The following is a 23,819-nucleotide window of genomic DNA, read 5'->3' on the forward strand; positions in this document are numbered from 1 at the left end:
TGCTTCCCTTCCCTTCTCTTAGTAAGCCATGACAGGTGATTTTACACGGAATGACTGAAAAGCACCCTTTGGCTCTGATGGATAAATCTCTTTACCTGCCAATTGATTGATAATGATGGAGTTTCGGAAGGCCCCTAAGCCTAGATCCGGAGCACCCACACCATGTGTATGTATCTCGCCATTTTGAATAAAAAGGTGATTCTGCGTAGTGATGGCCGTTCCTACTCTATAATCTTTCGTTATTGTAAGCCGCCCCAAATCATCGCGGACTAAAAGGTCTTCCATGGTGTCAAGGAATGCCGGAAGGGTTGATTTATAGCCCGTTCCAAAAACAATCGCCTCTGTGTCCACATCAAATTCTCTATCTTCTACCCACTGTCGGCATTTCAATCCCCAGCCATTTTCGGTGGGAGTTACCGCCGAAACTTCCGTCATGGCCCTAAGTTCAATGGAAAGTTTGGCATTTCCAATCGATTTTTCATACATCTTGTCAAAAATTGCTGCAATTGTCGTGGCGCTGATCCCTTTATACAATAGATCCTGTTTCGGCAGAATTTCATCCTTCTTTTCCTGTGGCAGCCGATAAAAGAAATCAAGGTAATCCGGAGTGAAGTATTCCAACCCAAGTTTTGAATATTCCATAGGGAAAAACCCCTTGGATCTTGTATACCAGTTAAGCTGATAGCCATATTGCTCCTGCTCATTCAGTAGATCCAGAAAGACCTCGGCTGCACTCTGTCCAGATCCGACAACCGTTACGGATTTTTTCTTTAAGACATTTTCTTTGTTCCGTAAATAATCGGCCGAATGCAGGATGCTCTCCCCCATATATGGGTGAAATGCCGACGGGACAGTCGGGGCGGTGCCAATTCCCATGACAACATGACGGCTATAATAGACTTCGATCTTTTGTGTTTGTGCATCCCTTACACTGATTTGATAGAAGGGTTCACCTTGATCACCTATATACTCCACCGCCTCCACCGCCTTTCCAAAACAGCAGCTTTCAAGTTGATGGGCAGTCCAGCGGCAATAGTCGTTATATTCTTTTCGTGGAATCAAGAATTTTTCAAGAAAGTAGAAATGATAGAGACGATCATGCTGCTGTAAATAACTCAAGTAACTATATGGGCTAGTCACATCAGCCATGCTAACTAGATCGGCAAAGAACGGTACCTGCAGTGTTGTCCCTTCCAGCAGCATTCCTTCATGCCAATTAAATTCCTGCTTTTTCTCAAAAAAGACGGCATTCAACTCCGGGGTTTTCTCCAAAAGGGCCGCAAGTCCAAGGTTAAAGGGGCCTATCCCTATCCCTACCAGGTCATAGATAGATTGTTGCTTCTCCATACTTCCACTTCCTCTCAAAATTCTCCCGTGTACATGACATTAGCAATGCCGTTTTGTCAGGGAGCTCAATTTCTTTAATTGGGGTGAAACCGCACTTTTCAAATAAGTAAATCATCTTTGCATTTCGAATGTCCGGTTCCGCCATCACCTTTTTTGTTCTAGAAGAAAGCAGTTGGTATTTCACCATTGCACGTAAAAACGGCAAAGCCAGTCCTTTTCCAAGGTAATCTGAATCACCAATGAGTAAATGAATGCCTTGATCTCCCTCTTCGGACTCATAATAATCTTCGATGATATCGCCTTTTACCCAATACGATTCCCAATAGCTCATGGGGATTGCATCAAGGCAGCCAAGATAGAGTGTTTGGTGTGTGTCAGCCAACGCCTTTTGCAAATGAACAGCAAACTTTTCTTTTGTGAAATTTAAATTCCAGTAGGGTATCACATGTTCTTCATGCATCCATTTATGCAGTGTATCTACATCCCTCTCAAATTCAACTTTGACAAATGAAAGCTGTTGATTACAGTCCTTCAGATTTTCTTCATAACTATTTTTCATAGGCGGTTAAAACCCCCTGCGCGAATGGATTATCAATCGTTGTATAAACGGATTGTGTCTCAAGTGAACCGACAAGCTCATCCATATCATGAAATCGCGTCAGTAAATTAGCCTTACAAGATAATTCCCGGGCATGAAGCAGCCTTGAAACAACTCGATTCAACCCTTCATCCTCGCTTTCCCTGCTGCTTGTTTCCAATTGTTCCTGAACGAGCTGTAACAGGGTTTTCTCTGATACTAATCCTTCCGTACCAAAATTATTGATTAAGCCTAATAAGTGATTGAAAAAGAAGTAGTATTGAAGTCTTTCTTCAGCGACTTCATCAGAACAAGTCGTGAAGCTTTTTTCACTTAGTTCAGGCAGGATATTCAACAACCTGTCTACTTTGGACTCGCAATAGTAATACCCTTGATTATCACGATAATAAAAAGTGGATGGATAGCCATCTTGAAGTTGAATGATTGAATTTTGCTGGTGGGCTTCTAAAACAATTCCATACTCTTCAAATAGCCAAAGCATCGGTTTTAATGTCATTGAAAGATAAATTTTGAACCATTCCTTACTTACTTCTTCGGTACTGCGGTTTTCATCAGCTGCCAATTTGCGGATGATCGCTCCAAGCCTTGATGGTGCACCATAGGCATTATCCTGACATAAGCCTGCAATCAGGCTTGCTTGTTTATCATTTTCATAAAAAGGGTTTTCCCGAATATCAACATCGAAACCTGATTCTTGTTCAGTTGTTTTAATCGTTAGATAAGCAGGGTCCTTAATAACACGGAAGGCGGGATGCTGTTCTTTTAGATCATCGCCCACTTTTGAATCTATTAATTTAGCAATTTCCACACCGCGATCTAGTTCTTTTTGCAAATTCGCACGTAATGAATTCGTGATCTTAACCGGAACGGAAAATTTGTACATATATCTCGATGTGGCACTATATACCGTTCTAAATGAAGAGGTAGCCGTGAATTTTTTTCCAAGCGGTCCTGCATAAACTAGTGTTCCTTGCTCGATTAGCCTCTTAACCTCTTCTTTTTCGATAAGCACTTTTGCCTGGAGCGGATGTGCCGGGATAATGCTGTATCGGCTTTCCTTTTGGCAATACGTGTCACGAAATTCACTGGAAATCTCCAAGTCACCAGCTAATTCTTGTTTAATGATCTCACTTGCCGATCGGACTTCACTAGAATCCTGGATGACGATCGAAGGCTCTGCCAGGAAATAGTGCAGCTGAAACTCCCCTTTTAATTCGGGTGAATAGATCCATTCATCTTTTTCTGAAATGCCCTGCTTACTTTTCGGTGTCGGGTGGAACAGGTGGCCGAATAAAAGCGACTGCTCTGCTTCGATGTATGTAAAATCAGGACTTTGAAGTGCATCAGCGTCTTCTGTCCTCGCTTCCACATAACGTTGAATATTTTGGCTGCTAAGGATGACACGCAGCATCAATTCATCTTCACTATCCGTCCGGCCCTGCTCATTCAATAACTCTTTAGAAACAATCGAGACCATTGTCACATAATCTAATTCACGTACTTGTTTGGATGCTGTTTGGTAGTAAATCGGGAAGGTGAAGATATGACGCCCCGTTACCGACCAATATTTAAGTGGAACAAGCAATGCAATATCTTGGGATCTGAGATTACTGACTAATAATGAATCCGGAATGGAACCCTCCAAATCTGGCCAGTTTCTCGTTTCTTCTAAACTGCAATTCCCGGTTTCCCGGAAATAACAGTTCAGAAAGCTTTGCATCGTTGCCCTTTCAGCTATTTGCTTACCATTCATCTTCATTCCTCCATCATCTTGAACATTTCACCTAAAACTCGAATTTCGTCTAAAATTTCCTCTATGTGTTCAAGCCTTGTCATTGGATTCAATAGTGTCATTTTTAAATATACCTGTCCGTCAAAACGCGTTTTTGCTAAAAATGCCCGTCCGCTTTTCAGTAATTCCTGCTGAATCTGTTTATTTAATAGATTTACTAGCTGATCACTTTCTCCCGAGGGATTATAACGGAATACAACTGCATTCAATTCAGGATCTTTATTTAATACTGTGAATCCATCCGCTTTTTCGATCTTCACAGCCACTTCACGTGCAAGATGACAAGTATAGTCGATCATTTCAGCAAAGGTGTCCAGTCCAACCACCTTCAATGACATCCAGAGTTTCAGTGCATCGAACCTTCTCGTCGTTTGAACCGATTTATTGACTAAATGAACCATGCCCTCCGCTTCATCTTCCTGTGGATTCAAGTAATCGGCGTGATGCTGGATATATTGAAATGAGTTGCTGTCCGAGACAAGAAAAGCACCACAACTGATGGGTTGATAGAATAATTTGTGAAAATCAACCGTAATCGAGTCGGCCCGTTCAATTCCGCTGATTAACTCTTTGTAATCCTTGCTTAAAATCATCGCACCGCCATATGCAGCGTCCACATGCAGCCATATCCCATTCTTCCTAGCAGCTTCGGACAATTCATGTAATGGATCGATTGAACCAAAATCCGTCGTTCCACAAGTTGCAACGATAGCAAATGGAAGTAAATCCTGTTCCTCTAAAAGCAGCAACTGATGATTCAAATCATCCATGGACAGACGATGATTTGAATCCGTTTTAATCGTGATCACTGCCTGTTCACCAAGCCCCAGCTGTGCCGCTGATTTACGAACCGTAAAGTGGGCAGCCTCGGAGCATAGGATCCGCAATTTTTTCGCCTCGACTGGCAAGCCGTGCTGTTGAACGTCCACATCCCAGAAACGCTTACAATAGGCGTCCCTTGCCAATAGCAGTCCCATGTAATTAGATTGGGTACCACCGCTTGTGAAAATCCCATCGGCTTGTTCCGGTAACCCTACCTGACTGCACAGCCAATCTATTAAACGCTCTTCAACGAAAGTTGCCGTCGAGCTTTGGTCCCATGAATCCATGGATTGATTCAACGTACCGATAATCATTTCGGCTGCCACGGCTGGAATTAGTGTCGGGCAATGCAAATGCCCGATACAAGTAGGACTGTGTACATTGATGCTGTCATCAATAATAAACTCTGCCAGCTCAGCCGCAACTGCTTCAATCGTCTCCCCTTTTAGAGAAGCGAGGGTCAGTCCGTTTAATCTTGCTTCTATTTCATACGGATTTTTCCCAGAGTATGGTGAATTGTTCCCTTTTAAAAAGGCCATCAGCTTCTTTTCCATGATTTTTAATGACTGGCTGTAGTTATTGAAACCTTCTTCGTTATTCAAGAACAATGGAGAATAAGCAAAATCCGTTTTATTTATCATTTCAATCATTGATAATTCACCCTCTAGCTACAGCTGCACGAACAGCCTGTTCAAAAATGGCAGTGGCTTCGCGAAGCTGGGATTCCGTTACGATCAATGGTGGCAGGAACCTCACTACACTTCCATGTCTGCCGCCCACTTCCAGAATCAATCCTCTTTGAAAACATTCCTGTTGAATGGTACTGGCAAGTTCCGAATCAGCTGGATAGCTTCCATTCGGATTTTGAGGTTCTTCATGCTTGACCATTTCGACACCGACCATCAATCCACGGCCTCTAACATCCCCGATCTGCTGAATATCTTTTTGCAAATCTTTAAGAATATCCTTTAAGATTTCACCCATTTTAGCGGAATGCTCCACAAGATTCGTCTCTTTCATATACTTTAAAGTCGCTGTTCCTGCTGCCATCGCCAATTGATTTCCCCGGAACGTACCGATATGTGCACCTGGAGACCATAGGTCCAACTCTTTGTTATAAATTACCACCGATAATGGAAGACTTCCGCCAATTGCTTTAGATAAGACAAGAACATCCGGAATGATTCCTGCATGTTCGAAGGCAAACATTTTTCCTGTACGGCCGATACCGGATTGAACTTCATCGATAATTAGCGGAATGCCCTTCTCTTTTGTAATTCTTCTGATTTCCTTAAGCCAAGGAATTGGAGCGGGAATGGAACCTCCTTCACCTTGTACTGCCTCTAAAATCATTCCTGCAGGTGCCAATAATCCAGATTCAGGATCGTTCAGTAGATTTTCGATATACTGGCTACTGATTTTATGACTTTCTTCTCCGCCTATTCCAAAAGGACAGCGATATTGATAGGGATACGGAAGGAAATGTACGTCTGGCATTAACCCTTGTATCTTTTCCTTTGGTTTTGTATTGCCGCTGATTGACATGGTTGCATGGGTTGCCCCGTGATAAGCTCCTTGGAAGGATAAAATGCTTCTGTTGCCTGTGGCTGTTTTTACTAATTTAAGTGCTGCCTCAATGGCATCCCCTCCAGTAGGACCACAGAATTGAATTTTTGCATTTTTCCTGAATTCTTCAGGCAGGCTTTCAAAAATTTCATCAACGAACTGCTCTTTGATTGGCGTCGTAAAATCCAATGTATGTAACGGCCGTTTATCCTTAAGAACTTTTTCCATTGCTTCAAGCACAGCCGGATGATTGTGACCGAGCGCTAATGTTCCAGCCCCGGCAAGAAAATCAATATATCGTTTTCCATCCATGTCTGTTAGGTAAATTCCCTCCGCTTGATCGATGGCTATCGGTAATCTTCTAGGATAAGATCGGGCATTTGATTCCCTTGTATTTTGTTGTTCCAGTAATTGATCATTTTTTGTAAGAGTATTCGTTACCATAGTGAGCCTCCATGTATTGAATTAATTGAGAATAATTATCATTATCATGAGATTCATTTTACTGATAATGATAATTATTCTCAATGAGTAAATCCACTCATTTTTCTTCTAATAAATTCCAATAAAATTAAGAAAAGGTTAAAACTGGGGCCTATTCTCTATTTATCTATTAAACAGAAAATTGCTCTTAAGGTTTTATTAAGATTGTGTTTATAAGCTGAACCTAGTAAAAACATAAAAAAGGAGGAACAACAATGAATGATTTAAAGGGCAGGCGGGAACTCAAGCATGCAATCACCAGAGCAGATTGTTATTTATTAAGAAATAATCTGAAAAACTTCATGAGGCTTGATCCCCATGGGCTGGATGGGAAGTATTTAATTCGAAGTGTCTATTTCGATAACTTTGACAATAAAATCCTGCGGCAAAAAACGGAGGGGTTCTATCACAGGGATAAGTTCAGGGCTAGACTTTATGATCATAATACTGATTTCATCAATCTAGAAAAAAAGAGTAAGCGGGATAACCTTACCTATAAACAGAAGTGCAGGCTGTCTGCCGAAGAATACGAACGAATTCGTTCAGGGGATATAAATTGGATGTCCGAAGACTCAAGGGATATCCTTAGGGACTTATACATTCAAATGACCCTTTTCCAAATCAAGCCGACAACAGTCGTCGACTATGAAAGGGAGGTATTTATCTATGAGTATGGAAATGTGCGGGTCACCTTCGACAGCAATGTGAAAACCAGCTATCGGGATACGGACTTCCTGAATCCCGAATTAATCGTCGTCGATGCACTAGACCCGGATTGGGTCATCCTGGAAATAAAGTTTGATGAGTTTCTTCCGGATATCATCAAACAATTGTTATCCATCATCGATACTAGAAAAACGGCTTTTTCAAAATATCAACTAAGCAGAAGATACGGCTGATTTCAGCTAAACACATAATATTTGGAGGAATGGCACATGGATACGACGACTACTAGCACTTTTAATGATATTTTCAAATCAAGCTTTTTAGACAAGACAGAGAGCTTTTCAATCATTGACTCCCTAATTGGGTTATTGTTGGCATTTGCCATCGGTTTGTTTATTTACGTCATTTATAAGAAGACCTTTTCCGGTGTGATGTACTCACACAATTTCAATATTTCCCTCATCATCATGACAATGGCAACGGCTTTGATCATCATGGGTATTTCAACTAATATCGTTATCTCCCTTGGTATGGTCGGTGCTCTCTCCATCGTTCGATTCAGAACGCCAATTAAAGATCCCATGGACTTGATCTTCCTATTCTGGGCAGCCGCTTCCGGGATTTTATGCGGGGCAGGACTAATTCCACTGGTTATCATCGGTGCTATTTTAATAGGTATTGTCATGCTCATATTTGCGAACCGGATCACTGTAGAAAATCCTTATTTATTTATCGTTAAATATACAGATGCCTCAATTGAAAAAACGTTAGACGAAATGATATCCAATAAAGTGAAAAAGCATTCCATCAAATCAAAGTCGGTCATGCCGGATAATAATCTTGAAGTGACATATGAAATTCGATTAAAAGATAATAATGCGGAATTCATTAATCAAGTCAAGGACATGAATAGCGTTCATTCTGCCATCATGTTGAGTTATGATGGCAACTTCACTGCTTAAGATAGATGGCGGACATAAGATTCCATGGCTTGTCCGCTATATAAGAATGCAGAAGAAAGGAGCCTGGCATGTTAAAGACAAGATACGTCGTAGCGTCGATTGGGTTACTTATCGCCATCTTTATAGCAGTGATGTCTTTCCTTCCCAATCTGACAATTGAAAAGGCCACTAAAGGAAATACATATACGGGGTCCGTGTTTGACCAAAGCAAAGTGACAACCGTTGATATAACATTGGCTGATGATGATTTGGATTCAATCCTGGATAACCCCTCTGAAAAGGAAGTTGTTGCATCAGATGTGACCATTAATGGGGAAAAAGTTGAAAATGTAGGGTTTCGAACCAAAGGGAACCTTTCCTTAAACTCTGTTGTCCAAATGGAAGATTCGGAACGCTACAGCTGGAATATAGATTTTAATTACTATCAGTCAGATCAAAATTTGCATGGCCTGAAAGAATTTGATTTAAATAATAATTATAGTGACCCCACGTATATGAGGGAGTACCTTTCATATGAGCTAATGGAAAAGATGGGCATAGCAACTCCCGGACATTCCTATATGTATGTGACCATCAATGGAAAAGAATGGGGCTTATATTTAGGCGTTGAATCTATTAATGAAACATTTTTGAATAATAACTTTCCATCTGGCAACGGTGACCTTTATTATCCTGATGGCACCGGAAGTGATTTAAAATGGATTGGTGAAAATATTGATGATTATACAGGGTTGAACTTAAAAACAAATGAAAGTTCTGATCAATCTGCGATGATCAAGATGCTTGATGCCATCAATAATGGCGGGGATTTAGAAGAAGTTTTGGATGTAGATGAAACATTGCGCTACTTTGCAGCCAATACAGCCCTCGTCAACCTCGATCATTATCAAGGCACATTAAAGCATAACTACTATCTATATGAGGAAAATGGCGTCTTTTCCATGCTGCCCTGGGACTATAATATGTCATTTGGAGGCTTTTCCGGAGGCGGGGGACGCCAGGAAGGCGCATCCGATAAAGAAAATGAAGTGGCAGCTGAGAGTAACGATACTGCTAACAAGGATGACACGGAGCCCCTTGGAGAAGCACCGAATAAGAACGGTGGCGGAATGATGGATATGAGTTCAAATTTCATGAATGAAAGTAATATCAACTTCAGCATTACCGAACCTGTATCAGGTACAACCCTTGAAGATCGTCCTTTATTGAATACCCTGCTTTCCAACGACGGGTACCGTGAAAAATATTATGATTATCTAGACGGCATTGCCACAGATTTTTTCTCTGAAGAAAATATGACAGCAATGACAACTGATATTTCTACATTAATCACACCATATGTGAAAAAGGACCCGACTAAATTCTATACAATTGAAGAGTATACAGAAGCGACGTCAGGCGAGGAAACCCTGGTTGACTTCGCTGCCCAACGAGCTGAGTCTATCTTAGCACAGCTTTCTGGAGATCTGGTTGTGGAGGCTGAAACAGAAAGCAGTATGGGCGGCAGAGCTCCTAATAGGGGCGATAACGCAAATGCAGGCCAGCCACCACCAAACATGGGCGGCGGCGAGAATGGGGCTGCCTTGCAGTCCCCTACCATGGTGAATGACGAGAATGGAGCACCTCCTGGTATGAACGGGAACATGGGGCAACAAGGGACAGATAACAGCAGCTCATCCAAAAATACGATCATTCTATCTTCCGTGCTCCTACTCTTATTATTTGGTGCAATGGTCTTTGCCCACTTCTTTAAACGGAGAGGTAAAAAAGGATAGACCATGCCCTTCCAATACGAAAAAGGTATCCCAAAATATTCGGGATACCTTTTTTATTGCTTTGGCGTAAAGCCATCCATTATTTTCGTCGATGACTTTAGACCAAGAACTTAAACTATATCGTTTTTCCGCCTTCCTAATACTTTAACCCGGTTATTCCTCCACCTTTTAATAATTTTTAATTGCTAATCAATATAAAATACCCTTATTTGGTATAAAATAGTAAAATAGAGAGGTAAATGAAACTCTATTCAGAGGGATTTGTTTACTTGTTTATCATTTGAAATTAGAGGGTAAAGATTTCCACTATTACTTTATCCGATCGTTCTGCTTCAATTTTATCAAAACGTGTCGGTGTCAGGGGGGGAACGGATGAAAAGAAATCATACGATGATGCAATTTTTCGAGTGGCATCTTGAGGCAGATGGTTCTCATTGGGAAAGATTGAAATATGCAGCCTCCAAGTTGAAGGATATAGGAATTGATTGCGTCTGGCTTCCGCCGGTTACCAAAGGGCAATCCATTGGGGATAACGGGTATGGAATATATGATGGATACGATTTGGGGGAATTTGACCAAAAAGGAACCGTTCGTACCAAATACGGAACCAAAGATGAATTGCTTCAAGCAATAGCCACCTGTCATAACTACGGACTTTGCGTTTATATCGATTTAGTCATGAATCACAAGGCAGGAGCAGATGGAACCGAAAAAATAGAAGTCATTGAAGTCAATCCAGACAATCGTATGGAAGATATTTCAGAACCTTTTGAAATTGAAGGCTGGACAACATTCGATTTTCCAGGCCGTAAAAATAAATACTCTGATTTTAAGTGGAACCATACTCATTTTAATGGGACTGACTACGATGCCGAAAACGACAAAATGGGTGTATATCGAATCACAGGCGAAAATAAACACTGGAGTAAGCATGTCATCGATGAATTCGGAAACTATGATTATTTAATGTTTGCCAACATCGATTACAGTCTGCCAGAAGTTCGTCGGGAAATGATTAACTGGGGAAAATGGATGGTTGATACGTTAAAGTGTGATGGTTTTCGTTTGGACGCCGTTAAACATATTGATTATGAATTCATCAATGAGTTTCTACAAGAACTCATTCCTTATACAAAGGAACATTTCTTCATGGTCGGCGAATTTTGGAAGGCGGATGTTAAAGCATGTCAAACTTACTTAGAGCAAACCAATCATGACCTCAACTTGTTCGATGTTTCCCTGCATTATAAATTTCATGAGGCTTCAAAAGCAGGAACTGACTTCGACCTCTCAACCATCTTTGATGATACCCTCGTCCAAACCAATCCGGCGCAGGCCGTCACTTTTGTCGACAACCATGACTCCCAACCTCATGAATCACTGGAATCCTGGGTAAAGGACTGGTTTAAACCATCGGCATATGCCCTTATCCTGCTTAGACTTTGCGGTTATCCCTGTGTCTTTTACGGGGACTATTATGGAATCGGCGGGCCTTCTCCGGTACCTGGTAAACAGGATATTCTCGATCGCCTCTTATATGCAAGGTATGAAAAAGCTTACGGGGAACAGACGGACTATTTTGATGATCATAATACGATTGGCTGGGTCCGGCTCGGGGTTGAAGAGCTAGAAGGCTCGGGGTGTGCCGTCGTTATCTCCAATGGTGATCACAACAGTGAAAAAAGGATGTTCGTCGGTAAACAGCGGGCTGGTGAAATCTGGAGTGATTTAACCTGTCATCGAGATGACCACATTACCATTGAAGAAGATGGTTACGCGACCTTTCCCGTTCATGGGAAAAGCGTATCCGTATGGGCCTTGAATGATGCACCGCTTAAAGCAACACCACTCTAAAATGACATAGCACCGGAACAGCATGTCGATTGGAGATATGCTGTTCTTTGCTGGTGACAAAGATCTGAATTCCTCCACCATCCTAGTGAAAGATAATTTTTCCATCACGACCAATCATGGTAAGATAAGGGAAAAAGGAGTTGAAGGAAAGTGAAAAATGAAATCATTGAAAGATTCACTTCTTATGTTAAAGTGGATACCCAATCGAATGAGGCAAATCCATCATGCCCCTCTACACCCGGACAGTTGACCTTGGCAAATACATTGGTCCAGGAACTTCAATCCATTGGGATGAAGGAAGTGACAATTGATCAGAATGGCTATGTCATGGCAACCTTGCCAGCCAATTCAAAAAAGGATATTCCGACAGTTGGATTTTTGGCTCATGTCGATACAGCAACGGATTTTACCGGGAAAGATGTAAAACCACAGATCGTTGACAACTATGATGGCAAAGATCTTACTTTACATGAAAAATTGGATGTCATCCTCTCACCTAATGATTTCCCTTCGCTCAAGAACTACAAAGGGCATACCTTGATTACAACGGATGGAACAACCCTGTTGGGAGCAGATAATAAGGCTGGCATTGCCGAAATCATGACTGCCATGGATTATTTGATACAGCATCCGGAAATCAAGCATGGAAAAATTCGTGTTGCCTTCACTCCCGATGAGGAAATCGGCAGGGGACCACATAAGTTTGATGTAGATGCTTTTGATGCCCAATTTGCCTACACCGTGGACGGCGGCCCACTTGGGGAACTTGAATATGAGAGCTTCAATGCTGCATCGGCCAGGATCCTGATCAAAGGTACGAACATTCACCCTGGTACGGCTAAAGGAAAAATGGTGAACTCGGCTAAAATCGCCATGGAACTCCATAATAAGCTCCCAGTGGCAGAAGCACCGGAATATACGGAGGGTTACGAAGGATTTTATCATCTTCTTTCTTTTCACGGCGATGTGGAAGAGACCAAGCTCTCTTACATCATCAGGGATTTCGACCGCCAAAAATTTAATGAACGTAAGGAATATATAACGAAAGTCATCGAAGATTTAAAAGAAAAATACGGGCAGAATCGTATCCAACTTGAATTACAGGACCAATATTTCAACATGAAGGAAAAAATTGAACCCGTGAAGGAAATCGTGGATATTGCCCATGAAGCAATGGAGAAACTCGATATAAAACCAAAAATCTCGCCAATACGCGGTGGTACGGACGGATCTCAATTATCGTATATGGGACTGCCAACACCCAACATATTTACGGGCGGAGAGAACTTTCATGGCAAATATGAATTTATTTCCGTCGATAATATGGTCCTGGCCACAAAGGTGATTGTTGGCATTGCATCGCTTCTTGAAGAAAAAGCGAAGTAGCTTGATACGAACTGTCTTTATTGAAAAAAAAACCCAGACTCCAAGTCTGGGTTTTTTTTTCAAAATTAAGCGCGTGTCCAGTGACGGTGCTTGGCAATTGCCTCGATAAAGGCAGCTACACCATTTTTCTCCGAAACAGCTACAATGCCTCCGGCTGGCTCAATGGAACCTATGCCTGCCTTCGTTAAAATCTCGGCTCCTTCTTTTCCTGCACCAATCGCCTTGAAATGATTGTAAGCTTCATCAACAAAGTAAATTGGTTCCTTGGATGCCTTTAGCGTATCGACACTCTCCTGGCCTCCTGCCACATATACAGCATCGAAAAGTACCGAATCGGCTGTCAGGAATGTCTGATTCACCTCAACTTGCTGTCCTTTTGAACTTGTAATCACTCCACGATTATTACTGATGATTTCAGCAGTTATACCTGTTGATTTAAAGGATTCCAAAACTTGATTAACCTCTGATCCGTTGAAACCATCGGCAGCCAAGATTGCCACTTTTCTTGTTGCGGCCGTGTTCACTTTCATTTGCTCTTGGCTTAAAGCCGGAGAAGCCAAATCCATTTTGACTTCACTCTTGTTTGTTGGAGGATTCACCCCCACTCCAATAGCGATTGTTTCTGCCAGTTCTACATCAACATTACTGAACATCTCGACAATTTGCTGCTGAACGTCCTTACTTTTCACTTTTCCCACTTCAAAGTGGAAAGCTTGAATAATATGCTCCTTCTCCACTTCCGTCATGCTATTCCAGAATAGTTTTGCTTGGCTGTAATGATCCTTGAAACTTTCACTACGTTGACGGACCTTCCTGCCATCGACTTTTTCCTGGTAATGTGCATAGCCGCCTTCCTCTTCTGAAGCAGGTTCAGGAGAGTTACCTGCAAGGGAGTTTTTATGATAACTGACCGGCCCTGGATTTATTGACATTCGGTGCATGCCATCGCGTTGATTATTATGAACGGGGGCAACCGTCCTATTAATGGGAAGCTCGTGGAAGTTCGGGCCTCCCAATCGGGATAGCTGGGTATCGGTGTATGAGAATAAACGACCCTGAAGCAGCGGATCATTTGAAAAATCAATACCCGGTACAACATGCCCCGGATGGAAAGCTATCTGTTCCGTCTCTGCAAAAAAGTTATCCGTATTTTGGTTCAAAACCATTTTCCCGATTATTTTCACCGGGATTTGTTCTTCCGGCCATAGTTTAGTGGGATCAAGGATATCAAAGTCGAATTTGAATTCATCTTCTTCCTTAATCATTTGCACGCCAAATTCAAATTCAGGATAATTTCCAGTATCTATTGCTTCCCACAGATCTTGGCGGTGAAAATCAGGATTTTTCCCTGCAATTTTCTGCGCCTCATCCCAAACAAGGGATTTAACTCCCAGTACAGGCTTCCAATGGAATTTAACGAAATGGGCCACACCTTCTTCATTCACAAATCGGAATGTGTGGACACCAAACCCTTCCATCATCCGGAAACTTCTTGGTATGGCCCTATCAGAAAGATGCCACATGACCATATGTGCCGTTTCTTCATTGTTGGCGACGAAATCCCAAAAAGTATCATGGGCAGACGCAGCCTGAGGTATTTCGTTATGAGGTTCAGGTTTAACGGCATGAATTAAATCAGGGAACTTAATGGCATCCTGGATAAAAAATACCGGAATATTATTTCCCACCAAATCATAGTTTCCTTCCTCGGTATAAAACTTTGTCGAGAATCCCCTGACATCACGAACCGAGTCTGCCGATCCGCGGGAACCCGCTACCGTGGAGTAACGAACGAATACTGGCGTCTTGACTGTAGGGTCTTGTAGAAACTTGGCCTTTGTATATTCGGTCATCGGCTCATATACCTGAAAATATCCATGTGCTCCAGACCCACGTGCATGCACAATCCGCTCAGGAATACGCTCATGGTCAAAATGAGTCATTTTTTCACGAAAATGAAAGTCCTCCATCAAAGTGGGACCGCGGGTTCCCGCTTTCAAAGAATGTTCATCCTCGGAAATACGCAAACCTTGGTTAGTCGTCATCTTTTTCCCATTATCGTCCACTCGATATTGTTCCAATTGCCGTTGCTTACTTTGTTCATCGATTCTTCCGCTTTCATTTGCTTTTGTCATCCCTGTTCATTCCCCTCCATGTTCAAAAATTTCAGTTTAATTCGTGTGGTATGTATTTACTTTAAATTCGTATAATTGCGTTATCCTTCCTCATATACCACTCTATTTTGACGGGTAAACAGAATTCAGAAAAAGAATCTTCCCGTCATCATAAAACAAAAAAATGATTCCAGTGAGGACGGGACCATTTCGAGGGGAGGTTATCAAAACATATAAAAAGCTAAGTCTATCTAAGAGTTTTCCAATTATTATCATTATGAAAGAGCAATTTTATATAGACTAAATACCTAATATTAATATTTTTCATTCATATTTTTATTGTAAATAGAAATCCAGATCCATTTTTTAGTCCAAATGGATTATTATAGTTATTGTAATTTAATAACCTAATTTATTAAAAAGGAGGGTATTATCATATGAGAAAACTCTTTGTACCAAAAGTTATAATTTTCACTATTTTTATTTTTTTATTTCCAACGGTTGGTGAAACATTTTTAGCCTTTGCTAATACAACTGATTCATTAGAAGATTTTAGAGAAAATTTTGAGGATGAATCATTATTAGAAGATTTAACTTATAATGATTTAGATAAGTTAAGTGATACAGAGATTGAAGATTTAGGAGTAAACACAGAAAATGGTGCTGATCAATTTAACCATGAAATACTAGATGAAAATTTTGATTTTGAAGCTTCAGTTGATAATTTAGATATATCAAAAATGAATGAAGTTGAAAAAAAGGAATTTATAAAAACAATTGAAGAAGCAGCAGCTATTTCTGGTACTGAGGAAGTAGAGTTATTAGAAAAAGCACTTATAGGTATTTTTGATGGAAATTCAGAAACATTTAATGATCTAAAGGCTGCTCAAGAGCAATTAGAAGAAAACTATGTAGAAAAGTCAGAATCTGAAGAATTAGCTTTCTTCTCTAAGGCAAAAAAAATTAATTTTTGGCTCAGAAAAAGTATATGCATCTAATAAACAAAAAGGAAAAGTAAGAGTTGGTGTTTACTTTGCAGGTTCTGTTTTCAATGTAGCAATAGGTGGAGTAGTTGGTGGGGGTGTAAGTGCAGTAAAAAGTTATATTAAGAAGAAAGGAAAAAAGGCAGCTACCGAAGGAATATCAAGGGTAGCTACAGCTCAAGCAAAGAAGCTTGGAATTCAAACGGTAAGAGGAGTGGCTATAGCAACAGTAATTGGTGGTGCTGTCAGTTTTGCTTTAGACTATGCAGATGTTGGTGTAGCAATAGCAAAATTTTTAGATTCTAAGGATTGGTATAAAAATAATGGGTGGATTGATATAACAAAATGAAGTATTTAAGATATTTATTATATTTAATTATTACGAGTGTAGCGTTCTATTATGTATCTATGTCCATAACTAAGGATAAAAGTTTGGTAGGAATAATAATAGGTTTTATAATAATGTTTATAATTGTTTTCCCAATGATGTATTTAGAATTTATAAAGTTTCAAAAAAAATAAAAGAAGCTTTTTTTGAAATGAAATATAAGTTAGCAATAAAAAAGTGGTGGAAGTTTTTCTCTCAAAACTTCACCACTTTTTTTGTTCCAGGTATAGAAGTTAACCAATTTTAATTGGTTAACCTTGGTTAGATAAGCTCCCGCTTCTTTTCCACTCAACACCTTTAGTTCTTAAAGGCCTCTGAAACCTTCAAAAGTTTGCCTTTTACTTTCGTATTTTTCATCACTTTCAAGACAAGCGGTCCCTTTTCATTCAATATTTCCACATAAGAAACATTATCCTGAATTGTAATGATCCCGATGTCCTCGGCATTCACACCATCAATTTTTGCGATAGTTCCGACAAAATCAACAGCCCTGATTTTCTTTTTCTTTCCGCCATTGAAATACAGCTTCATGATTTGTTTATTCAATTTTTCACTTTTATCTTTTTTTATCTTTGGACGAGCTTCCAGTTTCGCTTCGAAATCCATTTTTTTATTGGAGACATCCTCTTTTGTCGGAACAGGCATCTTAGGGATTTCAAAGCCGATATAGCCTTGAATCTCAGTAAGGAATTTGTCTTCGTACGGCGTCACAAAAGTAATGGCTTTTCCTTTTTTCCCGGCACGGCCCGTTCTTCCAGTTCGATGTACGTAACTTTCCTTTTCCAATGGCAGGTCATAATTAATCACGTGGGTTATATTATCGATGTCAATTCCACGTGCAGCAACATCCGTCGCAACCAAATAGCGGAATTCTCCTCTTCTGAATTCATTCATCACTGCAAGGCGATCTTCCTGAAGCATGCCGCCGTGAATCATATCACAAGGATATTCCAGATCCATTAGCTGTTCGCATACTTGGTCCACCCGATCTTTCGTCCGACAGAAAATGATGCAGCTATCGGGGTTTTCCGTGATGGTGACGTCTCTAAGCAGGGAAAACTTATCATCCTCTTTCACTTCAATAAGTGCATGTTCTATTTTCTCCGTCGTTAAACCCTTTGCTTTGATTTCAATATCCAAAGGATCTTTCATATATTGCTTACAAAGCTTTTTTATACTCTCAGGTAATGTGGCAGAGAACAGCATCGTTACCCTATCTTTCGGAAGCTCTTTAATAATGGCTTCCACTTGTTCAATGAAGCCCATATTCAGCATTTCATCCGCTTCATCAATAACTAAATGAGTTAAGCGTTCCAAGGCGAATGTCCCTTTCTCGATATGATCTAGAACACGCCCCGGTGTTCCAACGACTACATGGCTTTTTTGTTTCAATTCCGCTTTTTGCAGTGCGAATGGATGTTTTCCATAAACCGCAGTAGCCTTTATCCTTTTGAATCTTCCTATATTCGTGATATCCTCTTTTACCTGTACAGCAAGCTCACGTGTCGGTGTTAAAATAAGCGCTTGAGGCTTATTCTCCTCCCAATCGACCATTTCGCATATCGGTATGCCGAATGAAGCGGTCTTGCCACTTCCCGTTTGGGATTTAACGACAAGATCCCGCTTTTTCAGCGCCACTGGAATCACTTCACGCTGTACTTCGGTTGGATGTTGATATCCCAAGCTTTCTAATGCCCTTACAATTTCATCGCTTAATGTATAATCAGTAAAACTTAATTCATTCATATAACAGCCTCTTTTGTTGTTTAGTATGTTGCTTTATTGTTTCCATAATCGTAATTTCCTTATACAAGGTTCTATTATACGCGATATACATCGATAAACCTTGTAATAACCAAATTCAATTGCCTTATTTCAATATAATGAAACTTCATTATCATTAAAAAGGATGCTAATGATCTTGATTAATCAAAATGGACCATGCTTCTTTCAATATGCTAAAATATGTATGAGATTAAAGCGGAAACAGGGTGTAGATTAAAAACCGATGTCCAAAAGGAGTGCTGATTTATGATAATCGTAACGAATAGAATCAGAGTCAAAAAAGGGATGGGGGCAGTCATGGCCCCAGGATTTACTGCACCAGGTCCACTTGATACAACGGAAGGCTTCGTAAAAGTTGAAGTATTATTAACGCAGAACTTATCGGATCACGATGAATTGAGCGTTAATATGTATTGGGAAAACCTTGATAACTTTACTGCTTGGAGAAATAGCGATGCATTCAAAGCTGCACATAAACGTCCTGAACCTAGTTCCGGTGAAGCTAAAAAAGAATCTCCAATTCTAGGCAGCGAGCTTACTACGTATGAAGTCGCCTCAGTAAAAGAAATAGCTAAATAATAAAATTACACCAAAAGAGGCCGCAAAATATGCGGCCTCTTTTTGATGGAGTTTATGGCTTGGGTCTCTCTTAGTAAATTATTGGGCTTCAGCTTTCTTGATTTGTTTGCTTCTAAGCTGGCCGCAAGCAGCATCAATATCCGTTCCATGTTCTTGCCGGATTTTGCAATTTACGCCTCTCTTTTTCAGCGTATCATAGAACGAGAGAACGGACTCTTTTTCACTTCTTTGGTACTGACTATGTTCATCTACAGGATTATATGGAATCAGGTTGACATAGAGACGATGTTTTTTGTCATCAAGAAGCTCGGCAAGTTGCTCGGCTTCTTCTTGATGATCATTGACATCTTTCAATAGGATATATTCAATCGTAATTCTCCTATTCGTTTTCTCTAAATAATAATCGAGTGATTTCATAAGTTTTTCAATTGGAATACCTCGGTTTATTTTCATAATCCGTGTCCTGAGCTCATTATTCGGAGCATGTAATGAGATTGCCAGATTCACCTGTAATTGAGTATCGGTGAATTCATAAATCTTATTCGCAAGACCGCTCGTCGAGACAGTAATACGCCTTGCAGCGATAGCAAGACCCTTATGGTCCATGATCACCTTCAAAAAGTCTATCATATTTTCAAAGTTATCGAACGGTTCGCCAATCCCCATTACAACAACATGGCTTACAGCATCTTCTTGTTCCAATTTATCCAGATGCAGTTGTACGTTCATGATTTGTTCCACTATTTCCCCGCTGGATAAATCACGGCTTTTGGCCAATAATCCACTTGCACAGAAACTGCAGCCAATATTGCAGCCCACTTGGGTGGTGACACAAACCGAAATCCCGTATTTATGCCTCATCATAACCGTTTCGATAAGGTTTCCATCCTGTAATTTAAACAAGAACTTAATCGTACCATCAGCCGATTCTTGCTTAACGTGCTCAGTCAAAGTCTGGATGACAAAGTGATCTTCAAGTAGTTGTAGGCACTCTTTATTAACATCAGTCATTTCAGAGAAACTCGTCACACGTGTCCTATAAAGCCACTCCCAGACTTGTGAAGCTCTGAATTTTTTATGGCCATGGTCCAAAAGCCATGCTGTCAATTGTTCGAATGTTAAACCATAAATGGACTCTTTACTCATTCGTTACCCTCTTTTCATTACATTAAGATTTAATATGTTAACCTTACGGGGAATTTCCCCGTAATCAGTTCTTTCATTTATGATATGGTTCATTTCTATTTATCCGAAAAGCCCGATATATTTGCTCCACTAGAACCAGTTTCATCAATTGATGCGGAAAAGTCATTTTCGAGAAGGAAAGGGCATAATCACTTCTTGATAATACCTCGTTGCCAAGCCCAAGCGACCCGCCAATAATAAAGGCAATTTTGCTCTTTCCATAAGTGGCGAGCTGATCCATATGAGTGGCCAGCTGCTCTGAGGTAAGTTGTTTTCCATTGATCTCAAGCGTTATCACGTAGGTGTCCGGGCTGACTTTAGCCAGGATCCGTTCACCCTCCTTTTGCTTTACAATGTCCATGTCCGCTGCACTCAGGTTCTCCGGAGCTTTTTCATCAGGTACTTCAACAAGTTCTATATTAGCATAGGCACTTAACCTTTTTGTATATTCAGCAATACCTTGCTTTAAGTATTTTTCCTTTAGCTTGCCAACAGTAATAATCGTTATTTTCATATATATCCTCTAACTTTCATTATGGTTTTACTATCAGTTGTCGGATTTGCCTACCTATTATCATACCTTAGAGTGACCTATAAGCAAAACAAGCATATCCTTTCCAATTTTTAATGAAGGGGTTCCATGACCCTTCAAATAAAAACCGCTGCCCCTGAAAGCGGCAACGGTAAAAAATTTGGATCGATCAAGTTCAGATCCGATAAAGAATAATGGTGGATTTCCAAGAATCCACTTTCCAACAGAGCTATTATTTTGAACAACAAAAAGCTTGAATCTAAACAATTCCACCCTCAGGTTTATTGTTCGAAAAATGTTAAGAACAAGTTAAGAACAGGTTACAAACATGTTATCCACAATAGTTATCCACATATCCACAAAATCTATCCACATCTTGTATGGGAATATTAGTTCCCTACTAGATATATTGCCACGTTTCGACAATATTCACAGGTTGTTGATAACTGATTTTCTTCAGGAACCAGCGTTAAAACAGGATAGGTTTCACATTCGTATACCACTTCATCCAGCGCCATGTCAACATGCTCCTGACAGCAATATAATTTCATCTTTCATATCTCCTTTCTCTCTCATTATTCCAAGTACTTCTGTTCCCAATTATCCACAGGTTGGGTGAACTCAATTAATTTCATTATATATCCACAGGTAATCGTAACAAAAAATAAGAAAATCGCAAGGAAATATAAAGGACAGGAAGCATTGCCCGCCCCCTGTCCGTTTGCGTTTTAGATTTCGCTGCTTGAAAGCGTGACTTCCGTAGTTGCCTTCTTTCCGTCACGGTAATAAATGATTTTAACTTTATCACCGATTTTCTTTTCATTGTAAAGGTATTTTCTTAATTCGACGACATCATGGATTTTTTCATTATCCATTCCAACAACTACATCAAATTCCTTCAATCCTGCTTTTGATGCTGGAGAGTTGCTTTGAACGCCTGTAATTGCAACGCCTGCAGTAACTTTCCTTGGCAACTTTAATGTATTTTGCTGATGGTATTGGGAAATTTCTTCTACAGATGCCAAGTTTACACCCAAGAAGGCACGTTTCACTTCACCAAATTCTTCTATATCATTAATGATTGGAATAACTGAATCAATTGGGATGGAAAGACCGATTCCTTCCACTGCATTTTCTGCAATCTTCATGGAATTTATTCCAATGACCTGCCCTGACATATTAACGAGTGCTCCCCCGCTGTTACCTGGGTTAATCGCCGCATCGGTCTGGATGACCTCCGCATTCCAATCGACTTGTCCGTCCTCATTGATATCCACCTCTATCGTACGCTCCAAACCAGAGATGATCCCTTGTGTGATGGATCCAGAGAATTGGAGGCCTAATGGGTTACCAATGGCAATCACAGGCTCACCAGGTTTCAATTTGCCGGATTTTCCGAATTCTGCAATGGTTTTGATTTTATCACCACTAACGACAATGACGGCTAAGTCTGTCCATGGGTCACTGCCTTGTAGTTCTGCTGGCAATTTAGTGCCATCACTTAATGTCACTTCCAGTTCATTGGCACCTTCAATGACGTGATTATTCGTGACAATATAGGCCTTGCCACCATCTTTTTTGTAGACAACACCAGAACCAGTGCCAGCTTCAGCTGAACTGTCCTCGGCATTGCTCCCTTGACCCCAGAAGTTCGTTTCCTGAATGTTCGTGATGCCTACCACTGCGTCGCTGGCTTTATCAACGGCATTGGTGACGGCACTTGTTACATCAACTGTAAGGTTTTGCTGGGACTGCTCCGTGGACTCACCTCCCGTTGATTTTTCCGTTTTAATTTCGTTATCCTCGTTAGTTAAAAGTCCACTTCCTGGAAAGGCTAATAAAATAAGTAAGGCCCCGATGATGGCGCCTCCCAAGCCAGCTAGAAAATAGCTCGTATGGCTCTTTTTCCGTTTATTTTGGTTCTCCTCATTCTGATCATAATAACCCAAGACCGCTCCATCCTCTCATTTTAGGATTGAATTATAGCAATTCTATTGTTTGGTATCCTCCCTCAATTATACTCAATTACCGAAATTTTTCTAAAAAAAAGCATGCCTTTATTTTAGGGAAAACTTAAAATACTTTTCTTTTTCCTATACAGTTCTAACCAAACGATACCCCTTTTAATCCGAATAGTAACTTACGAATCGAAATTTTAAAAATAAAAAAGAATGAACAAGGTATCCCTCATCCATTCCTTTTTTTTTATAAGGTAACAAGTTCAGTTGGTCTTTTCGGGTCAGTATCATATAAGGAAAATTGATCACCAACGATGATCCCCTTTGTCTTTAACGTCTGTTCTACCGACATTCTCGCTAGATCCTTCATATTGTTATCAAGGCTTAAGTGGGCCAAGTAAATCCGCTTGGTCTTATCACCGGCCACTTCACTCATTGCAAGGGCGGCATCTTCATTACAAACATGTCCGACATCACTTAAAATCCGGCGCTTAATGCTCCATGGATATTTTCCCATCCTGAGCATGGACACATCATGGTTACTTTCGAATACATATGCATCGGCATTCGAGATGATTCCTTTCATGCGATCACTTACGTACCCTGTATCAGTAATGACCACGAGTTTCTTATCTTCATGATGAAAGACGTAAAACATCGGCTCTGCCGCATCATGTGAAACGCCGAAAGATTCTATATTAAGACTGCCGAATGTTTTGACCTGTTCCATTTCAAATGTGAACTTTTGATCGGTTGCAATTTCACCGATTGATCGATCCATGGCATTCCATGTCTTTGCATTAGCATATATCGGGAGTTTATGTTTTCTGGCAACCACGCCAAGTCCTTTAATATGGTCGCTGTGTTCATGGGTAACAAGGATACCGGATAACTTCGACATATCACGGCCTATATCCTGAAACAATGCTTCCAAGGCCTTACCGCTTAAACCGGCGTCGACAAGGAATGATTGATCCTCCGTTTCCACGAATAAGGCATTTCCTGTACTCCCGCTTGCGAGAACACTAAAATGCATAGTCATCT

General features: G+C 40.5%; 21 protein-coding genes. 9 read left to right on the forward strand and 12 right to left on the reverse strand.

Going from position 1 to position 23,819, the window contains the following annotated elements:
• Nucleotides 1-18: 18 nt before the first annotated feature.
• From ABIE66_RS27615 to ABIE66_RS27635, 5 genes are read right to left on the reverse strand one after another with little or no spacing between them, the layout of a single operon-like run.
• Complete coding sequence (locus ABIE66_RS27615) at nt 19-1,347, reverse strand: lysine N(6)-hydroxylase/L-ornithine N(5)-oxygenase family protein (RefSeq protein WP_370016929.1); 1,329 nt, start codon at nt 1,345-1,347, stop codon at nt 19-21.
• Nucleotides 1,322-1,906 (reverse strand): GNAT family N-acetyltransferase, encoded by a 585-nt coding sequence (locus ABIE66_RS27620; protein WP_289327173.1) that lies wholly within the window; start codon nt 1,904-1,906, stop codon nt 1,322-1,324. Before ABIE66_RS27620 ends, ABIE66_RS27615 begins: the two co-directional genes overlap by 26 nt.
• Nucleotides 1,896-3,698 (reverse strand): IucA/IucC family protein, encoded by a 1,803-nt coding sequence (locus tag ABIE66_RS27625; protein ID WP_289327174.1) that lies wholly within the window; start codon nt 3,696-3,698, stop codon nt 1,896-1,898. The genes ABIE66_RS27620 and ABIE66_RS27625 overlap by 11 nt, the downstream gene beginning before the upstream one ends.
• A 2-nt stretch (nt 3,699-3,700) precedes the next feature.
• The gene (locus ABIE66_RS27630; RefSeq protein ID WP_370016930.1) at nt 3,701-5,209 is read right to left on the reverse strand and encodes a pyridoxal phosphate-dependent decarboxylase family protein; all 1,509 of its coding nucleotides are present in this window, start codon (nt 5,207-5,209) and stop codon (nt 3,701-3,703) included.
• A 7-nt stretch (nt 5,210-5,216) separates the two neighbouring features.
• Entirely contained in the window at nt 5,217-6,569 is a 1,353-nt protein-coding gene (locus ABIE66_RS27635; RefSeq protein ID WP_289314169.1) for an aspartate aminotransferase family protein, read from the reverse strand.
• Between the two features lie 254 nt (nt 6,570-6,823).
• Here ABIE66_RS27635 and ABIE66_RS27640 point away from each other — a divergent pair, with 254 nt between their 5' ends.
• The 6 genes from ABIE66_RS27640 to pepT all read left to right on the forward strand — a co-directional run bounded on the left by ABIE66_RS27640 (nt 6,824) and on the right by pepT (nt 13,251).
• Nucleotides 6,824-7,507, forward strand: a complete 684-nt coding sequence (locus tag ABIE66_RS27640; protein ID WP_289327177.1) for a polyphosphate polymerase domain-containing protein — start codon at nt 6,824-6,826, stop codon at nt 7,505-7,507.
• 36 nt (nt 7,508-7,543) lie between these two features.
• Nucleotides 7,544-8,236, forward strand: a complete 693-nt coding sequence (locus ABIE66_RS27645; RefSeq protein ID WP_289314167.1) for a DUF4956 domain-containing protein — start codon at nt 7,544-7,546, stop codon at nt 8,234-8,236.
• 68 nt (nt 8,237-8,304) lie between these two features.
• Complete coding sequence (locus ABIE66_RS27650; RefSeq protein ID WP_370016931.1) at nt 8,305-10,011, forward strand: CotH kinase family protein; 1,707 nt, start codon at nt 8,305-8,307, stop codon at nt 10,009-10,011.
• Between the two features lie 372 nt (nt 10,012-10,383).
• Nucleotides 10,384-11,865, forward strand: a complete 1,482-nt coding sequence (locus tag ABIE66_RS27655; RefSeq protein ID WP_370016932.1) for an alpha-amylase — start codon at nt 10,384-10,386, stop codon at nt 11,863-11,865.
• 22 nt (nt 11,866-11,887) lie between these two features.
• Nucleotides 11,888-12,019: a hypothetical protein gene (locus ABIE66_RS27660; RefSeq protein WP_370016933.1), complete on the forward strand. Its 132-nt coding sequence runs from the start codon at nt 11,888-11,890 to the stop codon at nt 12,017-12,019.
• Nucleotides 12,016-13,251, forward strand: coding sequence for a peptidase T (gene pepT / locus ABIE66_RS27665; RefSeq protein ID WP_370016934.1), 1,236 nt, complete (start codon nt 12,016-12,018; stop codon nt 13,249-13,251). The genes ABIE66_RS27660 and pepT overlap by 4 nt, the downstream gene beginning before the upstream one ends.
• A 65-nt stretch (nt 13,252-13,316) precedes the next feature.
• Here the strand turns inward: pepT and ABIE66_RS27670 are convergent, their stop codons facing one another.
• Nucleotides 13,317-15,386, reverse strand: a complete 2,070-nt coding sequence (locus tag ABIE66_RS27670) for a catalase (RefSeq protein ID WP_370016935.1) — start codon at nt 15,384-15,386, stop codon at nt 13,317-13,319.
• A 416-nt stretch (nt 15,387-15,802) separates the two neighbouring features.
• Between ABIE66_RS27670 and ABIE66_RS27675 the strand changes: the two genes are divergently transcribed.
• Nucleotides 15,803-16,363: a hypothetical protein gene (locus tag ABIE66_RS27675; RefSeq protein ID WP_370016936.1), complete on the forward strand. Its 561-nt coding sequence runs from the start codon at nt 15,803-15,805 to the stop codon at nt 16,361-16,363.
• A gap of 199 nt (nt 16,364-16,562) precedes the next feature.
• Entirely contained in the window at nt 16,563-16,697 is a 135-nt protein-coding gene (locus tag ABIE66_RS27680; protein ID WP_370016937.1) for a hypothetical protein, read from the forward strand.
• A gap of 336 nt (nt 16,698-17,033) precedes the next feature.
• On the opposite strand, the gene ABIE66_RS27685 is transcribed toward ABIE66_RS27680, so the two are convergent.
• Nucleotides 17,034-18,482, reverse strand: a complete 1,449-nt coding sequence (locus ABIE66_RS27685; RefSeq protein ID WP_289314161.1) for a DEAD/DEAH box helicase — start codon at nt 18,480-18,482, stop codon at nt 17,034-17,036.
• A 285-nt stretch (nt 18,483-18,767) separates the two neighbouring features.
• Here ABIE66_RS27685 and ABIE66_RS27690 point away from each other — a divergent pair, with 285 nt between their 5' ends.
• Nucleotides 18,768-19,100 carry a heme oxygenase gene (locus ABIE66_RS27690; protein WP_289314160.1) on the forward strand — a complete coding sequence of 111 codons (333 nt, stop codon included), beginning with the start codon at nt 18,768-18,770 and terminating at the stop codon, nt 19,098-19,100.
• 78 nt (nt 19,101-19,178) lie between these two features.
• On the opposite strand, the gene rlmN is transcribed toward ABIE66_RS27690, so the two are convergent.
• From rlmN to ABIE66_RS27715, 5 genes are all read right to left on the reverse strand, one after another.
• Complete coding sequence (rlmN, locus tag ABIE66_RS27695) at nt 19,179-20,246, reverse strand: dual-specificity RNA methyltransferase RlmN (RefSeq protein ID WP_289314159.1); 1,068 nt, start codon at nt 20,244-20,246, stop codon at nt 19,179-19,181.
• A gap of 73 nt (nt 20,247-20,319) precedes the next feature.
• Nucleotides 20,320-20,799: a 23S rRNA (pseudouridine(1915)-N(3))-methyltransferase RlmH gene (gene rlmH, locus ABIE66_RS27700; protein WP_289314158.1), complete on the reverse strand. Its 480-nt coding sequence runs from the start codon at nt 20,797-20,799 to the stop codon at nt 20,320-20,322.
• A 407-nt stretch (nt 20,800-21,206) separates the two neighbouring features.
• Entirely contained in the window at nt 21,207-21,368 is a 162-nt protein-coding gene (locus ABIE66_RS27705) for a CxxH/CxxC protein (RefSeq protein ID WP_065310847.1), read from the reverse strand.
• Between the two features lie 177 nt (nt 21,369-21,545).
• On the reverse strand, nt 21,546-22,766 hold the full coding sequence (locus ABIE66_RS27710; RefSeq protein WP_370016938.1) for a S1C family serine protease: 1,221 nt from the start codon (nt 22,764-22,766) through the stop codon (nt 21,546-21,548).
• 256 nt (nt 22,767-23,022) lie between these two features.
• On the reverse strand, nt 23,023-23,817 hold the full coding sequence (locus tag ABIE66_RS27715) for an MBL fold metallo-hydrolase (RefSeq protein WP_289327187.1): 795 nt from the start codon (nt 23,815-23,817) through the stop codon (nt 23,023-23,025).
• Nucleotides 23,818-23,819: the final 2 nt, after the last annotated feature.

This window comes from Peribacillus sp. B2I2 (genome assembly GCF_041261685.1).
GTDB lineage: Bacteria > Bacillota > Bacilli > Bacillales > DSM-1321 > Peribacillus.

Coding starts and splice junctions, on each gene's coding strand:
- ABIE66_RS27640 (WP_289327177.1), top strand. CDS start 6,824: ATGAATGATTTAAAGGGCAGGCGGGAACTCAAGCATGCAATCACCAGA.
- ABIE66_RS27630 (WP_370016930.1), bottom strand. CDS start 5,209: ATGATTGAAATGATAAATAAAACGGATTTTGCTTATTCTCCATTGTTC.
- ABIE66_RS27690 (WP_289314160.1), top strand. CDS start 18,768: ATGATAATCGTAACGAATAGAATCAGAGTCAAAAAAGGGATGGGGGCA.
- rlmN (WP_289314159.1), bottom strand. CDS start 20,246: ATGAGTAAAGAGTCCATTTATGGTTTAACATTCGAACAATTGACAGCA.
- ABIE66_RS27645 (WP_289314167.1), top strand. CDS start 7,544: ATGGATACGACGACTACTAGCACTTTTAATGATATTTTCAAATCAAGC.
- ABIE66_RS27650 (WP_370016931.1), top strand. CDS start 8,305: ATGTTAAAGACAAGATACGTCGTAGCGTCGATTGGGTTACTTATCGCC.
- ABIE66_RS27675 (WP_370016936.1), top strand. CDS start 15,803: ATGAGAAAACTCTTTGTACCAAAAGTTATAATTTTCACTATTTTTATT.
- rlmH (WP_289314158.1), bottom strand. CDS start 20,799: ATGAAAATAACGATTATTACTGTTGGCAAGCTAAAGGAAAAATACTTA.
- ABIE66_RS27620 (WP_289327173.1), bottom strand. CDS start 1,906: ATGAAAAATAGTTATGAAGAAAATCTGAAGGACTGTAATCAACAGCTT.
- ABIE66_RS27705 (WP_065310847.1), bottom strand. CDS start 21,368: ATGAAATTATATTGCTGTCAGGAGCATGTTGACATGGCGCTGGATGAA.
- ABIE66_RS27635 (WP_289314169.1), bottom strand. CDS start 6,569: ATGGTAACGAATACTCTTACAAAAAATGATCAATTACTGGAACAACAA.
- ABIE66_RS27685 (WP_289314161.1), bottom strand. CDS start 18,482: ATGAATGAATTAAGTTTTACTGATTATACATTAAGCGATGAAATTGTA.
- ABIE66_RS27670 (WP_370016935.1), bottom strand. CDS start 15,386: ATGACAAAAGCAAATGAAAGCGGAAGAATCGATGAACAAAGTAAGCAA.
- ABIE66_RS27660 (WP_370016933.1), top strand. CDS start 11,888: ATGTCGATTGGAGATATGCTGTTCTTTGCTGGTGACAAAGATCTGAAT.
- ABIE66_RS27715 (WP_289327187.1), bottom strand. CDS start 23,817: ATGACTATGCATTTTAGTGTTCTCGCAAGCGGGAGTACAGGAAATGCC.
- ABIE66_RS27615 (WP_370016929.1), bottom strand. CDS start 1,347: ATGGAGAAGCAACAATCTATCTATGACCTGGTAGGGATAGGGATAGGC.
- ABIE66_RS27655 (WP_370016932.1), top strand. CDS start 10,384: ATGAAAAGAAATCATACGATGATGCAATTTTTCGAGTGGCATCTTGAG.
- ABIE66_RS27625 (WP_289327174.1), bottom strand. CDS start 3,698: ATGAATGGTAAGCAAATAGCTGAAAGGGCAACGATGCAAAGCTTTCTG.